11 protein-coding genes and 1 riboswitch are annotated in these 15098 nt (G+C 28.5%); of the genes, 10 read left to right on the top strand and 1 reads right to left on the bottom strand.

Annotated features, from left to right (window positions below):
* The first annotated feature begins 286 nt into the window (after nt 1-286).
* The 10 genes from ETU10_RS09930 to ETU10_RS09885 all read left to right on the top strand — a co-directional run bounded on the left by ETU10_RS09930 (nt 287) and on the right by ETU10_RS09885 (nt 13784).
* Nucleotides 287-1495 carry a serine hydrolase domain-containing protein gene (locus ETU10_RS09930; RefSeq protein ID WP_146311920.1) on the top strand — a complete coding sequence of 403 codons (1209 nt, stop codon included), beginning with the start codon at nt 287-289 and terminating at the stop codon, nt 1493-1495.
* Between the two features lie 135 nt (nt 1496-1630).
* A riboswitch (SAM riboswitch) is annotated at nt 1631-1732 on the top strand.
* A 148-nt stretch (nt 1733-1880) separates the two neighbouring features.
* The gene (locus tag ETU10_RS09925; RefSeq protein ID WP_146311918.1) at nt 1881-3017 is read left to right on the top strand and encodes a trans-sulfuration enzyme family protein; all 1137 of its coding nucleotides are present in this window, start codon (nt 1881-1883) and stop codon (nt 3015-3017) included.
* 14 nt (nt 3018-3031) lie between these two features.
* Nucleotides 3032-4225, top strand: a complete 1194-nt coding sequence (locus ETU10_RS09920; protein WP_146311916.1) for a homoserine dehydrogenase — start codon at nt 3032-3034, stop codon at nt 4223-4225.
* Nucleotides 4226-4370: 145 nt separating this feature from the next.
* Nucleotides 4371-6989 (top strand): valine--tRNA ligase, encoded by a 2619-nt coding sequence (locus ETU10_RS09915; RefSeq protein ID WP_146311914.1) that lies wholly within the window; start codon nt 4371-4373, stop codon nt 6987-6989.
* A 173-nt stretch (nt 6990-7162) separates the two neighbouring features.
* Entirely contained in the window at nt 7163-8620 is a 1458-nt protein-coding gene (locus ETU10_RS09910; RefSeq protein WP_146311912.1) for a hypothetical protein, read from the top strand.
* Nucleotides 8621-8647: 27 nt separating this feature from the next.
* Nucleotides 8648-9502 carry a glycosyltransferase family 2 protein gene (locus ETU10_RS09905; protein ID WP_146262908.1) on the top strand — a complete coding sequence of 285 codons (855 nt, stop codon included), beginning with the start codon at nt 8648-8650 and terminating at the stop codon, nt 9500-9502.
* A complete protein-coding gene (locus ETU10_RS09900) occupies nt 9499-10614 on the top strand; it encodes a hypothetical protein (RefSeq protein WP_146311909.1) in 1116 nt (371 codons plus the stop codon). Before ETU10_RS09905 ends, ETU10_RS09900 begins: the two co-directional genes overlap by 4 nt.
* The gene (locus ETU10_RS09895) at nt 10611-11411 is read left to right on the top strand and encodes an FkbM family methyltransferase (RefSeq protein WP_146311907.1); all 801 of its coding nucleotides are present in this window, start codon (nt 10611-10613) and stop codon (nt 11409-11411) included. Before ETU10_RS09900 ends, ETU10_RS09895 begins: the two co-directional genes overlap by 4 nt.
* A 13-nt stretch (nt 11412-11424) precedes the next feature.
* Nucleotides 11425-12912: a lipopolysaccharide biosynthesis protein gene (locus ETU10_RS09890; protein WP_146311905.1), complete on the top strand. Its 1488-nt coding sequence runs from the start codon at nt 11425-11427 to the stop codon at nt 12910-12912.
* Nucleotides 12913-12983: 71 nt separating this feature from the next.
* On the top strand, nt 12984-13784 hold the full coding sequence (locus ETU10_RS09885) for a peptidase associated/transthyretin-like domain-containing protein (RefSeq protein ID WP_146293579.1): 801 nt from the start codon (nt 12984-12986) through the stop codon (nt 13782-13784).
* 67 nt (nt 13785-13851) lie between these two features.
* Here ETU10_RS09885 and ETU10_RS09880 read toward each other — a convergent pair whose 3' ends face one another.
* The gene (locus tag ETU10_RS09880; protein ID WP_146311903.1) at nt 13852-15078 is read right to left on the bottom strand and encodes an aminotransferase class V-fold PLP-dependent enzyme; all 1227 of its coding nucleotides are present in this window, start codon (nt 15076-15078) and stop codon (nt 13852-13854) included.
* Between the last annotated feature and the right edge of the window lie 20 nt (nt 15079-15098).

Below are 15098 nucleotides of genomic sequence, written 5' to 3'. Positions count from 1 at the left end.
TAAAGTTGTAATTATAAAAATATGAATTTTATAATTTTTTGAAAATAGGCTAATAAAGAAATGATCTCAAAACTATATATAAATTTAAATTCTACTATTTTAAGGCATAGGAATTGCTACATTCAAAGTTTTGTTAAGATAAATTTAAAATTTAATTCTTGTAAATGCAAGTAGAATTATTTGTAAGCATAGTTGATGCTTGATATATATATACTAAATTATTTATAACAAAAAATTTATAGCATAAATAATATTTAAATATTTAAAACATTATTTTAAAATTCTCATGATAATAAGTAAATATACAGGATTCATTCTTTTAATCTTTATAGTTTTTTGTAATACCCTAATATCCTGTAATAAATCTGAAAAAATAAATAAAAATTCTAATCATAGTTTACAAAATCCACCCATTCCATCTTATTCAGGGATTAATTTTCAATCTATTTTCACAGAAAGTGATAATTATTCTGCCGACGATAATAGAATAAAAGTTATATTAAATAAATATTATAAAGATGTATGGGAAACAGCTAAATTAAGTGGAGGAATTTTAGTGGCTAGAGGTAATAATATTTTACTAGAAAAGTATTCTGGATATTCAAATTATGATCTTAAAACTCCTATAACAGCTACAACGCCTATGCATGTAGCTTCTATTAGTAAAATACTAACCTCTTTAGTAATATTAAAATTGGTTGAAGTAGGTGAAATAAACTTTGATCAAAAAGTAAACACCATACTGAAAAACTTTCCATATTCAGAATTAACCATACAAGATTTATTAACGCACAGAAGCGGACTACCCAACTATGCCTATTTAACGGATAAAAATACAGATAGAACGACCTTACTATCTAATCAAGACATTTTAAACTTATTTTCAAACACACAACCGGAGCTTTTATTTAAAAGAGATACACAATTTTTATACTCAAATACAAATTTTGTTCTACTAGCCTTAATCGCTGAAAAAATTACGAATACTTCTTTTCCAAGTCTTGTAAACTATATGATTTTTAAACCTTTGGGCATGGATCATTCCTATATACTTCAAGAGAAATATGTGCCATATTCAACATTATCCTACTATGCCAATGGAAAACCATATAATTTTGAATATTTAGACCTGATATACGGAGATAAGAATTTATATACTACTCCTGATGATTTATTTAGATTGAGTAAAGCTATGTTTGCTCCAAATTTTTTACCTAAAAATTTGCTAGAAAAAATGTTCACCCCTTATAGTAATGAAAAAAAAGGAATTAAGAATTATGGTCTAGGAATGCGATTAATGGTTTTTGAAAACGGGAAGAAGATAGTTTATCATACCGGTTGGTGGCACGGAAGTAATGCAATATTTATTCATCTTCTTGATGAAAAAGTTACCATTATTGCTATAGGTAATAAATATTCAAGAGCCATATATTCTGCTATAAATTTAACCGCTCTTTTTGGTGATTATCCTTTGAATATGGAGGATCTTCATTAATTTAAAATCTTTAACTTATATTTCATTTAAATTTTTTAAACTTCTATTAAAAGTTAAATTAAAATAAATTTTTCTTGTTTGCTAAAAAAAAAATAAATAAGTTTGCATGAGATAAACCTAAGATCATTAACAAAATACTTATCAAGAAAGGTGGAGGGATTTGGCCCTATGATACCTTAGCAACCCTCTGTAATGAGTAGGTGCTGCATCCAACCCTTATATAAGGAAAGATAAGTTGTAAGTAGCTTTAAATTTAAAACAATAATATTTAAGAATAGCTTCTTCCAATTTTATCGGAAGAAGCTATTTTTTTTAAAAGACTCTTGAGTAAGTTATTTTTTGATGATTGATTAATAAATTTTACTAATTAATTAATAAAAAATTCATGAAATTACAAACCAAACTCGTACACATTTCTAAGCCTGATGAATTAACTGGCGCCATTTCAACCCCTATTTATCAAACGTCTTCCTATATCCAAGAATCTCCAGATGTACACAAAGGATTTGCCTATTCTAGAACTGCCAATCCGACTAGGAAAGTGGTAGAACAAGCCATAGCAGAATTGGAAGTAGGATTTGCAGGATTTGCTTTTTCTTCTGGACTAGCAGCTACTGATTGTGTATTAAAGCTATTGAATCAGGGAGATGAAGTGGTTGCGGGTAATGATATTTATGGAGGTACTTACCGAATATTAAGTACGGTATATAATCGATTTGGAATTACTTCCAAATTTATTGATACCACCGATGTAAAAAATGTTGCAAATGCAATTTCTGATAAAACAAAAGTAATTTGGATTGAAACTCCCACCAATCCAACATTAAAAGTGTCAGATATTAAAGAAATAGCTAAAATAGCTAAGAGTATAGGAGCATGGCTGATTGTAGATAATACTTTTTTATCACCTGCCTTGCAGCGTCCAATAGAATTAGGTGCAGATATAGTTGTTCATAGCGGTACCAAATATTTGTCCGGACATGGAGATGTATTGTCCGGATTCGTAGTAGTTAATTCAGAGGAAGTTGCCGAGCAACTTAAATATATTCAAAATACCTCAGGGGCTGTTTTATCACCTTTTGATTCATGGCTAACTTTAAGAGGAATTCAAACCTTAGCTTTACGTTTACAAAAACATTCTTCCAATGCTCAAAAAATAGCTGAATATCTTTTAACTAACCCAAAAATTGATAAAGTGTACTATCCAGGGTTAAAAAACCATAAAAATCATGAGATTGCTTTAAAACAACAAGATGCTTTTGGAGGAATGGTTTCTTTTAGTTTAAAAGAAGATACATTAGAAGCAGCAACACGCTTTCTTACAAAAACAAAAATATTTATATTAGCTGAGAATTTGGGAGATGTGAGAAGTTTAGCTAGTCATCCAGCAACAATGACACATAAATCAACCCCAGCTCAAATAAGAAGAGAAACAGGTATTCAAGATTCTTTAATACGTTTATCGGTAGGTATTGAAGATCCTGAAGACTTAATTAAAGATATAGAACAAGCATTGTGTTAATACGATAAATTATTATGAAAAGAAATAGGTTGAAATTAGGTATTTTTGGATTTGGGTGCGTAGGCACAGGGCTTTACAAAGTGCTAGAGGAAACGGGTAGTGTAGAAGCAAATATCAAAAAAATATGTATAAAGCATGCCAATAAGCCTCGTCCTATAGATGCAAAATACTTTACAACCCACAAAGAAGATCTTTTAAACGATCCGGAAATCAATGTAATTGTTGAATTAATTGATGATGCAGAAGCTGCTTTTGAAATTGTATCAGAAGCAATGAAAAAGGGTAAAGACGTTGTTTCAGCCAATAAAAAAATGATTGCGGAGCATTTGCCTGAACTTTTAGAACTTGAGAAAAAATATCAAGTTTCATTTTTATACGAGGCATCTGTATGTGCAAGTATACCCATCATTAGAAATTTAGAAGAATATTATGATAATGATTTATTAACATCAGTTTCAGGAATATTTAACGGTTCTACCAATTATATTCTTACTCAAATGATTGATGATAATATTCCCTATCCAGAGGCATTAAAAGAGGCACAAAATAAAGGATTTGCAGAAACTGATCCTACTTTAGATGTGGAAGGCATTGATCCGAAATATAAGTTATGTATAATTTTATTCCATGCCTTTGGTTTAATTACTAAACCAGAAAATATTTTTAACTTTGGAATATCTAGGATTAATGATTTTGATTTAAATTTTGCTACCCAACGCAACTATGCAATTAAATTAATCGCCAGTTGTAAGAAAAACGGAAATGAGATTAGTGGCTTGGTTGCACCTAGTTTTATAGAAAATAAAGATCCTTTAGCTCACGTAAAATATGAATACAATGGTGTAGTTTTAGAAAGTGCTTTTTCCGAAAATCAACTAATGATTGGAAAAGGAGCTGGTGATAAACCTACAGGTTCTGCCGTACTTTCAGATATTTCTGCCTTAACTTATGGGTATAGGTATGAAAATAAAAAATATTTACATGTAGATCCATCATTAAAACTGGAAAGTACAGGTAAATATAGAGTGTATGTTAGATATTATGATGATTTTGATAGCTTTGATGATTTCTTAACCATGGAAGAAAAATTTATTAGCCCGCAAGGAAATTATTTCATTGGAATCATAACATTAGATAAAATCATAAATTCAAAATGGATAAAAGATAAAAATATCAATGTTATATTTTGTAATCAAAATATCGAATAATTTACAATAATTTAATCATGAAAAAATCCAGAAACTAACTTTCTGGATTTTTTTTAAATATATACACATTATAATAATTCAACTTTAAAAAAGATTCTAAAAATATTACATTTGTATCCATGTTACAAATCATAAATAAAATTTCATGTCAGAAATAGAATCCAAATATTCGCCCAATCAAATAGAATCTAAATGGTATCAGTTTTGGATGGATCATAAATTTTTTCATTCAGAACCCAACGATAAAAAACCTTATACCATTGTAATACCTCCACCCAACGTAACAGGAGTATTACATATGGGGCATATGTTAAACAATACCATTCAGGATGTTTTAATTAGGCGTGCGCGAATGTTAGGATTTAACGCTTGTTGGGTTCCTGGCACCGATCATGCCTCTATTGCTACTGAAGCTAAAGTAGTAGACAAGCTTAAAGAAGAGGGTATAAATAAACATGAAATAGGTAGAGAAAAATTTTTGGAACATGCTTGGGAATGGACCCATAAACATGGGGGAATTATTTTAGAACAATTGAAGAAATTAGGATGTTCTTGCGATTGGGACAGAACAAAATTCACTCTGGATAAAGACTTATATACTTCTGTTATTAAAAGCTTTGTAGATTTATATAGAAGAGGATATATCTACAAAGGAAATAAAATGATTAATTGGGATCCAGAAGCTCAAACCAATATTTCTGATGAAGAAGTTATCTATAAAGAACAAAACGGAAAATTATATTATTTAAAATATAAAGTTGTTGATGAAGATAGATTTATAACGGTTGCCACCACTCGCCCGGAAACAATTTTTGGTGATTCAGCCTTATGTATTAATCCCAACGATGAAAGATACACTTTTCTAAAAGGAAAAAAGGTAGTTGTACCAATCGTTAATAGAGAAGTTCCAGTGATTGAAGATGCTTATGTAGATATAGAATTTGGTACCGGTGCTTTAAAAGTTACTCCAGCCCATGATGTGAATGATTACCAATTGGGTCTAAAACATAATTTAGAAGTTATTGATATTTTTGAAAAAAATGCTACTTTAAACGATAAAGGACTTCACTACCAAGGCAAAGACCGTTTTATAGTTAGAAAGGAAGTTGTTAAAGAATTAAAAGAAAAAAACTTATTAGAAAAAGAAGAGGATCATTTAAACAAGATTGGAACTTCTGAGAGAACGGGAGCAGTAATTGAACCTAGATTATCTATTCAATGGTTTATGAAAATGGGGGATTTTTCAAAATCTGCTTTAGATGTCGTTTTAAAGGATGAATTAAAATTATATCCAGAAAAATTTAAAACCACTTATAAAAACTGGTTAGAGAATGTTCACGATTGGAATATTTCTCGACAATTGTGGTGGGGACATCGTATACCCGCTTTCTTTTACGGAACCGATGAAGACGATTTTGTAGTGGCTGAAACATTGGAAGAAGCTTTGATCTTAGCCCAACAAAAAAATCCTAACATTAAAGCTGAAAACTTAATTCAAGAAGAAGATGTTTTGGATACTTGGTTTTCTTCTTGGTTATGGCCAATATCCGTATTTAATGGGATTAATGAACCCCAAAACAAAGAAATCAATTATTATTATCCTACCCAAGATTTAGTAACAGGTCCCGATATCATTTTCTTTTGGGTAGCCCGAATGGTAATGGCAGGTTATGCTTTTAGAAATGAAAAACCATTTTTCAATGTATATTTTACAGGAATTGTAAGGGATAAACAAAGAAGAAAAATGTCTAAACAATTGGGAAACTCTCCAGACCCTATAGATCTAATTCAACAATACGGTGCGGATGGAGTTAGGGTAGGTGTCTTGCTAAGTTCATCAGCGGGAAATGATCTTATGTTTGATGAAGATCTTTGTTTACAAGGTCGTAATTTTGCCAATAAAATTTGGAATTCTTATCGATTAGTGAAGTCTTGGGAAATTGCTTCAGATAAAGTTTTACCAATTGAAAATAAAGAAGCTATTACTTGGTTAAAAAATAAAATTTCTAAAACAATTGATCAGACCAATTTAGATTATAAAAAATATAAGATTTCTGAGGCATTAATGTCCTTGTATAAATTGGTTTGGGATGATTATTGTTCGTGGTATTTAGAAATAATAAAGCCTCCATTTGGTGAAAAAATAGATGAAGAATCTTACAATGAGACACTTTCCATTTTAGAAGACTTACTAAAATTGTTGCATCCCTATATGCCATTTATTACAGAAGAAATATGGCAAAATATGAAAAATAGAGATATCAACGAAAGTTTAATTATATCCACTTATCCCGAAAATATTCCTTACGATGATAATTTAATAGCTAAATTTGAAAAATCGAAAGAAATCGTTACCGCAGTTCGAAATTTTAGATCTGGAAAAGGAATTTCTCATAAGGAAGCTTTTGAATTATATATTGGTTCAGAAGAAAGTATAGATAATTTGGAAAGTATAAAAAAACTAGCCAATTTAAGTACTATTTACTGTAATAAAAATACAGATTTACCTGCTTATAAATTTTTAATTGATAAAACAGAGTTTTCAATACCTTTTGCAGAAACTATCAATATAGAAGACGAAAAGAAAAAACTACAAGAAGAAATTAATTATTACCAAGGGTTTTTAAAGGGGGTAATGGCAAAATTGTCCAATGAAAAATTTATGAATGGAGCGCCAGAAAAGGTGATTGAAATAGAAAGAAAGAAACAAGCAGATGCTTTACAAAAAATTGAAATTTTAAATAAGCAATTACAGAGTTTATAAATACTAAAACTAATTTTATGAGAAGTATGTCTAATTTTATGAATAATAAAGCTTCATTGAATTTAATATTGATAATATCAGTATTATTTTATATATTTTGTGTGGGATATTTATTTTTTGTTTCTAAAAATAATAATATATTTATTTATCCTTTAGATGATTCTTATATTCATATGAGTATAGCAAAAAATATTGTTCAAAATGGGGTTTGGGGCGTTTGTTATGATGAATTTGGTTCTGCCTCTTCATCTCCATTATTTACAGTACTCCTATCTACACTTTTTTATTTTTTTGGAGTAAATATTTATATTTCAATATTTATAAATATTTTTTTTTCTATACTAATAATTTATTTTGCTTGGAATTTTTTTAAAAATAAAATAAATATTTTTTTATTAAGTATATTATTGTTAACTATCATAATTATAACTCCTTTACCTAACATGACTATTATTGCAATGGAACATGTCATGCATGCTTTTTTCACACTTTTATATATTCTTATCCTATGGAGGATTGTAGTGTATAAAGAAAGGAGTAATAAAATTGCATATTTATATTTAGTAATTTGTTTTTTATTACCAATTTCAAGGTATGAAGGATTATTTATTATTATAGGAGGGAGTATTGTATTATTATGTCTAAAGAATTTTAAATTGTCAATTTTGGGTGGATTGATAGCTTTATTTTCAATATCAATTTTTGGATTTTATTTTATTTCTAAGGGAGGAACATTTTTGCCATATTCATTAATACTGAAAACATCTTTAGTTAGTGAAAATGGTGGACTTATATCTAAAATTCTTCCATATAACTTAATAAAATTAAATTATTTTAGTAATAAATCTTACCGTTCATTACTTCTAAGCTTTATAATTATTTTAATTTATACATTAATAATACAAAAAGGAAAAAATAGAATATATTCTATAATTGTTACCTTATTTATAGCTTTGTTTTTACAGGTTTTATATTCAAAATTTGGGTGGCTTGATAGATACGAGGCTTATATTATACCCTCCATATTATGCATTTTATTTTATTCAATATATTATTTATATATAAATTTAAAGCAAGTAATGGCATTTGAGAATATTTTATATTTGGGGTGTTTTATTGTGCTTTTATATCCAAGTTATTATTTATCCAAAAGAACTTATAATAATACCAAAAATTTGTTATTAGCTTGCAATGATATTTATAATCAACAATATCAAACAGCTCTTTTTATAAGTGAATTCTATCCATATGCTAATATTGGAGTTAATGATGTAGGATATCCTTCTCTGATTTCAAAAGGTCATGTTGTAGATCTTGTTGGTTTAGGAAATACGAATATTGCCTTAGCAAAAAAAAATCAGAAAGATGTTATTAAAGTATCCAATGAAGAGTTGGAAAATAATAATGTTAAAGTTATTTTTATATATAAAAGTTGGTTTAGTCCAAATTTTTATTCAAAATATAAAGAAATAGGAAGTTGGAAGCTAAAATATAACCCTGTTGCATTAGGAGATAATGAGGTAGCTATCTTTAGTGTAAGTAATGATTTAATAGATATTGAATACTTAAAAACATCATTGAAAGAATATAGTTATAAATTACCAAAAAGTGTGGAATATATAAAGAAATAAAACTCAAACAAAAATTAATAAATTAAATTGAAATTACTTGTAATTATACCTGTTTATAACGAAGCAGAGTTTCTTCTATCTTGTTTAGAGTCATTTGAAAATCAAACTTATGACAAAATTACTTGGGTAATAGTTAATGATGCTTCCACAGATAAATCTCCAGAGATCATTCAAAATTTTATAAAAGATAAACCTAATTTTCAATACCTTAGCCTCAATCATCGATCAGAACATAGTCCTGGGGCTAAGGTGGTACGAACCTTTTATTCCGGCTTAAATACTGTTGACTATTCACAATATGATGCAATAGCTAAGTTAGATGCAGATATTATTCTACCTCCGGACTATTACAAAATAATGATTAATACATTGAAAGCTAATTCAAGAGTTGGAATGGTTGGAGGTTTGGTATATACAAAACAAAATGGAGTTTGGGCTCATGAAGGAGTTGCAAATAAAAATCATATACGAGGAGCAATAAAAACCTATAGAAGACAATGTTTTGAAGATATAGGAGGATTAAGGGAAACTTTGGGTTGGGATAATCTAGATGTTCTATTGTCCCATATGAAAGGTTGGGAAGTAAGGGTAATTAAAGATATTTGGGTTAAATTGCTAAAACCTACCGCCCATGTCTATAAGGATACCAAAGCAGAAAAATTAGGAAAGTACTATTATAATATAGGATTAGACTACGGTCTTGCATTTATTTCTAGTGCTAAAGCTGCATGGATAGATAAATCTGTAAAGAATTTTTTTATTTCCTACAGAACTTATGTAAAAATGAGTGTAAAAAAAACGAAAAGAGAAATTACTCCTGAAGAAATAAAGTTTATAAGAAAGTTTCGATGGTATGAGACTTTACAGAAGATAGGTTTATGAAGAATGTAGCTATTTTAGAATTTGAAACTCACTCTCATTTGCTCTATTTGTGGGATAGGATACTTCAAGATCAAAATAGTTACCAATACCATTTTTTTGTATCCAAAAATATTAATAAACAGCTAAGGGATATAACTTCTACTAAAATAACAGTAATTGAACATTTTATTGATTTAAATAATAAATTGTTTAATTTTGATTTAGTAATTATTAATACACTACATAGAAATTTTGAAAAATATGCTTTTATATTTAAAAAATATAAGACACTTTTATTAGTTCACAATTCAAATTTTTATTTTAAGTCTACCAATTATAAATTTAGATATCTTATTAAAAATTTCAATGTACAATTGAATTATTATTATCTAAAATTAATTTATAAAGAAAAAATTTATAAAAATAAAAGTATTATAAATAGGGCAGGGGGATTCGGATTTTTATCTGAAGAAATTCTTAGTAACAGTAACGATCATAATAAAAACAAGTATTTTATTCCTCTATTTTATAATAAGTCTCTTGAAATTTCATACAACCAATCACAAATAAAGATTGTTATTCCAGGTAATATTTCCCAAATAAGAAGAGACTACGACTTGATATTTAAAATCTTGCCAGAATTAGCTCCGAAAGCCAATTTATGTTTTGTTTTTTTAGGAAAGCCTGAAAATGTTAAAATGCAAAAAAAATTAGAAAATTTTTCTAAATCTAAATTTTCGAACAGAATTCAAATTAAATATTATTCTCAATGGATTTCACAAAAGGAATTTGATGCTGAAATGTTTTCTTCTCATTATCTACTATGTCTTGTGCATAAAGAAACCTCCTTTTATTTACAAAAAGAAATTTATGGAAAAACTAAGATTTCAGGAAATGAAACCGATTGCATCTATTATGGAAAAATAGGAATTTTCCCAGAATTTTATAAAATGAAAAATTGGGATAATCTTTATTATAAAAATCATCAAGACTTAATTAATATTTTAGAAAATCTTACCTTTGAGAAATATATTGAAGACACCAAAGGATTATTAAAGAATGCCAAATTATTCTCCCAATCAAATGCAAGTAAGCATATGATCAATGTCTTTGATAAATTAATAAATGTATGACGAAATTTAGAGAAAAATTAATAGAATTCACCTATAAATACTTGCCTTACTTATATAAAAAAAGATTTTTTAAAAAGTTAAATCATTTAACAAAAATAAATATCGAAGAAAGAAATGTAGAATATGAATTTCTTTATTTATCAGAATATTTGAAACCGAACAATGTTTTTTTTGATGTTGGTTCGAATGTAGGATCATACCTTTATTATGTAGAAAAAATTATAGGTTCTAATCATATTTATGGTTTTGAACCCAATCCTTATTTATTTAAAAGAACTAAACATTTATTTCCTTCTGTACATTTAGAGCATTTGGCACTGTGTAATACTCAGGGAACATTAACCTTTAAAGTTCCCAGTATAAATAATGAAGAAATATCCACGAGAGGTACCTTAAAAACTGAATATGTTGAGGATAATGAAACCTCTTTTAAATTATTAGGGGTACCTGCGGATACCTTGGATAATTACGTAAACAAAAACCATATTAAAAAAATAGATTTTTTAAAGATAGACGTAGAGGGGGCAGAGATGGATGTAATTGCTGGAGGCATAAATGCTATACAAAAATTTAAACCGATTTTAATCGTTGAAGTAGAAGAGAGGCATCATAATCAGGAATCTGTATGGAAGGTAATACAGCCTATTTTAAAATTGGGTTACGATCCCTATTTTTGGGACAAGAATTCTTTTCAATTAAAGAATTTCACCTCAATGGTAGATACGAATCAAAAGAATTCAGATATTCAAAATAAAAAACAATATTTAAATAATTTTATTTTCTTACCAAAAAATTAAATTGATCTAAGGAATGGGAATTGTTGCCCGGCAGGGAATAAAATACAGTATTGTTAGTTATTTAAGTTTTTTATTGGGAACTTTCTCTACCATAGTAATTTATCCGGCAGATACAGAGTTTTTAGGAAAAATACGTTTCATACAACCATCGGCAGAAATTATTTTTCCATTTATGGTATTTGGTCTTAGTTATGCCAATATAAAATATCATCAAAAATTTAAGGCTAAAAATCAACAAATAGATTTTTTACTATTTTCTATAAAGTTTATATTCCTAAGTTTTATAATACTTTCACTCATCTTTTGGCTTTTAGCTACTTATTATTCAGGTATAAGCAGTTCCGATTTTTGGAAAATGAAACAATACATTTTACCCGCAGCCTTATTTTTAGCAATTACTCAACTATTTTCAAAATATGTTTCCAATTTTAAAAGAGTTGCCATTACAGGAATATTCGAAAATTTTTTCCCCAAACTAGGTTCTCTAGTAGGTTTTGTATTTTGTGTGTATATTGGATTTTCATCCTCTGCGTCCTTATCCATATTTGTTTTTTTCTTTGCTATAGCTATGCTGGGAATGGTGCTATATTTTTTTAAGCTAAACAAGGATAAGAGAAGTAATCGCTTAGATATTCTTAAAGACAAACCCTTTAGAACTGAAGTTTTTTATTTTTGTTTTTTCTCAGTACTCGGTAGTTTAGGAAACCAACTAGCATTGCGCATAGATAATCTTATGATTTCGGAACTTATAGATTATAAACAGAATGGAATTTACTCGATCTTAATGTCAATCATAGGTTTTCTAACCATACCTTTGGCAGGAATATTTGCAATTTCAGGGCCTATAATTGTTGAAAAAATAGAAAACCATAAATTCGAGGAACTAGGAATCTTCTATAAAAATATTTCTAAATATTTATTTTTATTTGGAACTGTATTATTAACATGTATTCTCTCTGGGATGGAATACCTTTTTTTATTAATGAAAAATGGTAAAGATCTCTTAGATGCTAAAGCCATCATTTATATACTAGGAGTATCAACCTTGTTTGATTTAGCTACAGGTTTTAACAGCCATATAATTACCTACTCAAAATACTATAGATTTAATATCTATACAATGCTATTTTTAGCTGGGTTAACCATATGCACGAATTGGATTTTTATAAAACATCTAAATCTTGGTATTGAAGGAGTAGCTATGGCTACAGCTATTTCATTAACTATATATAATATTGTTAAACTGTGGTTTAACTATGCTAAATTTAAAATTCATCCCTTTACTATTCAATACTTATATATATTTATAGTTGGAATCATCGCCTATGGAATTGCTTTAATAATTCCAGAATCTACCATTAATTTTATAAATCTAATAACTAAGCCTTTAACTGTACTAATAACTTTTTCCCTAAGCAATTTACTATTCAAATTTGTACCTTTAGATAAAATATGCAATAAAAATTGGAAAACATTTTTAACAGGAGTAAATAAAAAATAAATTTTATGAGTTAAAAATGGAAATAAATAAGAATTTCTTAACGTTTATATTGTATAATACCTAAAAAATTAATGAATATATATAAAAAATACCTATCCATAAGTTTCATACTTATATATTCTTGTTTCACTTATTCCCAAGAAAGATTATTGAAAGGCAAAGTATATTTTTTTGATACTTCTTCGGAGGAATCAGTTGCTGATATTTACGTAAAAAATATAAATACCGGCTATACCACTATAACCGATTTAACAGGAAATTTTGTTATACCTGCACAAGCAGAAGATAAAATACAATTTACCTCTTATCATACAGAAGAACGAATCGTAACTGTTACACCAACAATGTATGAAGAAAAAAAAATGAGAATTCAATTGGATATTTCTACCGGAACGGTTTTAGAAAGTGTTACAGTGGTAGGACTTAAATCTTATGGAAGTTTAGAATTGGATGTTAAACGAATTCCTATGAAGAATAAAACCAACGAACTGATGAATAAACTAGGAGAATTAATGCCTACGCAAAAAATGGACGGTTCTACAGATTTAGATTCGCAGTTGGCACGTTTAGCACCTATGAAATTTAGTATAGACAATATGCTAGGAGCCTTGTCTGGAGAAACTAAAAAGAAAGAAAAATTATACATTTATGAAGATCGCATGAATGTTTTGCAAGATATTAGAGACTATTTAGGAGATCAATATTTTATCGATCAAGGGTTAAATAAAGATCAAATCAATGAATTTTTATTATTTACGTATTTAAATTACAACTTAAGATATTTCTACGATCATCAGAATTATTATGTAATTCTAAGCATTTTCAATAAATCAATTGAAAATTATAAATCTAAAAAAAATGAATCTAAGTAATAAGTCCTTTAAAATCCAAGTGCTTATCAAAGATAAGCACTTGGATTTTAAATAAGTAAGGTAAATTTTATAATAACATTTTTTTTGCTTCTTGAATACCGTTTACAAGTAAATCTATATCCTCCAGCGTATTATAAACTGCGAAGGAAGCACGGATGGTTCCCGGTATTTCAAATCTTTTCATTATAGGTTGGGCGCAATGGTGTCCCGTACGTACCGCTATTCCATGTTTGTCTAAAATAAATCCAACGTCAGAAGAATTTGTATTGGCTATATCCAGATTAAAAGAGATCAATCCAGCCCTCTGTTTAGCATTTTTAGAATAAATCGTTAAGTTTTCAATTTCTTCAAGTTTTTGGGTTGCATATCTTAGTAGTTCATCTTCATGATGTTGAATATTTTTTAAACCTAAACTTTGTATAAATTCAATGGATTTTCTTAAAACTATATTTCCCGCGATATTAGGAGTGCCAGCTTCAAATTTAAAAGGCAATTCGGCAAAAGTGGTTTTTTCAAAAGTAACTTCTTTAATCATTTCACCACCGCCTTGGTAGGGATCCATAACCTCCAAAAGATGTTCTTTTCCGTAAAGAATACCCACACCCGTAGGTCCATACATTTTATGAGCCGAGAAAACATAGAAATCCGCGTCTAGTTCTTGCACATCCACCTTTAAGTGTGGAATGGATTGTGCACCATCTATCAATACATAGGCACCGGCTTGATGTGCGAGTTGTATAATGGATTCTACAGGATTTACAACTCCTAAAGCATTGGATACATGGTTTACCGCTACCAATTTTGTTTTTTCCGTCAAAAGATTTTTATAATCCTCCAGAATTAAATCTCCATGCTCATCTACTGGGATAATTTTTAATATCAAATCTTTTCGATTGGCTAACAGTTGCCAAGGAACAATATTGGAATGATGTTCTAACTGAGAAATAATAATTTCATCTCCAGCATTTAATAATCTTTCTAAACCAGAAGCTACTAAGTTTATACCTTCGGTCGTCCCTTTGGTAAATATAATTTCATAGTCTTTCTTAGCATTTATAAATGATTGTACCACCTTTCTGGATTCTTCCATTTCCATAGTAGCCAATTGGCTTAAGGTATGGATACCTCTGTGTACATTGGAGTTAATGTTTTGGTAATAGTTAATTTCTGCATCCAAAACCATATTAGGTTTCTGCGTGGTTGCAGCATTGTCTAAATATACAATTGTATGATTGTTTATTTTTTCACCTAAGATAGGAAATTGGGTTTGTATATGTTTTGTATCAATACTCATTTTAAAATTTAATAGAAACC

It is taken from the genome of Apibacter muscae, from assembly GCF_007845595.1.
Classification (GTDB): domain Bacteria; phylum Bacteroidota; class Bacteroidia; order Flavobacteriales; family Weeksellaceae; genus Apibacter; species Apibacter muscae.
The sequence above is the reverse complement of the archived record's forward strand: the minus strand, read 5'-3'. Positions and strand labels throughout refer to the sequence as shown.

Excerpts from the sequence above, each read along its gene's own strand:
- ETU10_RS09930 (WP_146311920.1), top strand. The coding sequence starts at position 287 with ATGATAATAAGTAAATATACAGGATTCATTCTTTTAATCTTTATAGTT.
- ETU10_RS09925 (WP_146311918.1), top strand. The coding sequence starts at position 1,881 with ATGAAATTACAAACCAAACTCGTACACATTTCTAAGCCTGATGAATTA.
- ETU10_RS09920 (WP_146311916.1), top strand. The coding sequence starts at position 3,032 with ATGAAAAGAAATAGGTTGAAATTAGGTATTTTTGGATTTGGGTGCGTA.
- ETU10_RS09915 (WP_146311914.1), top strand. The coding sequence starts at position 4,371 with ATGTCAGAAATAGAATCCAAATATTCGCCCAATCAAATAGAATCTAAA.
- ETU10_RS09910 (WP_146311912.1), top strand. The coding sequence starts at position 7,163 with ATGAGTATAGCAAAAAATATTGTTCAAAATGGGGTTTGGGGCGTTTGT.
- ETU10_RS09900 (WP_146311909.1), top strand. The coding sequence starts at position 9,499 with ATGAAGAATGTAGCTATTTTAGAATTTGAAACTCACTCTCATTTGCTC.
- ETU10_RS09895 (WP_146311907.1), top strand. The coding sequence starts at position 10,611 with ATGACGAAATTTAGAGAAAAATTAATAGAATTCACCTATAAATACTTG.
- ETU10_RS09890 (WP_146311905.1), top strand. The coding sequence starts at position 11,425 with ATGGGAATTGTTGCCCGGCAGGGAATAAAATACAGTATTGTTAGTTAT.
- ETU10_RS09885 (WP_146293579.1), top strand. The coding sequence starts at position 12,984 with ATGAATATATATAAAAAATACCTATCCATAAGTTTCATACTTATATAT.
- ETU10_RS09880 (WP_146311903.1), bottom strand. The coding sequence starts at position 15,078 with ATGAGTATTGATACAAAACATATACAAACCCAATTTCCTATCTTAGGT.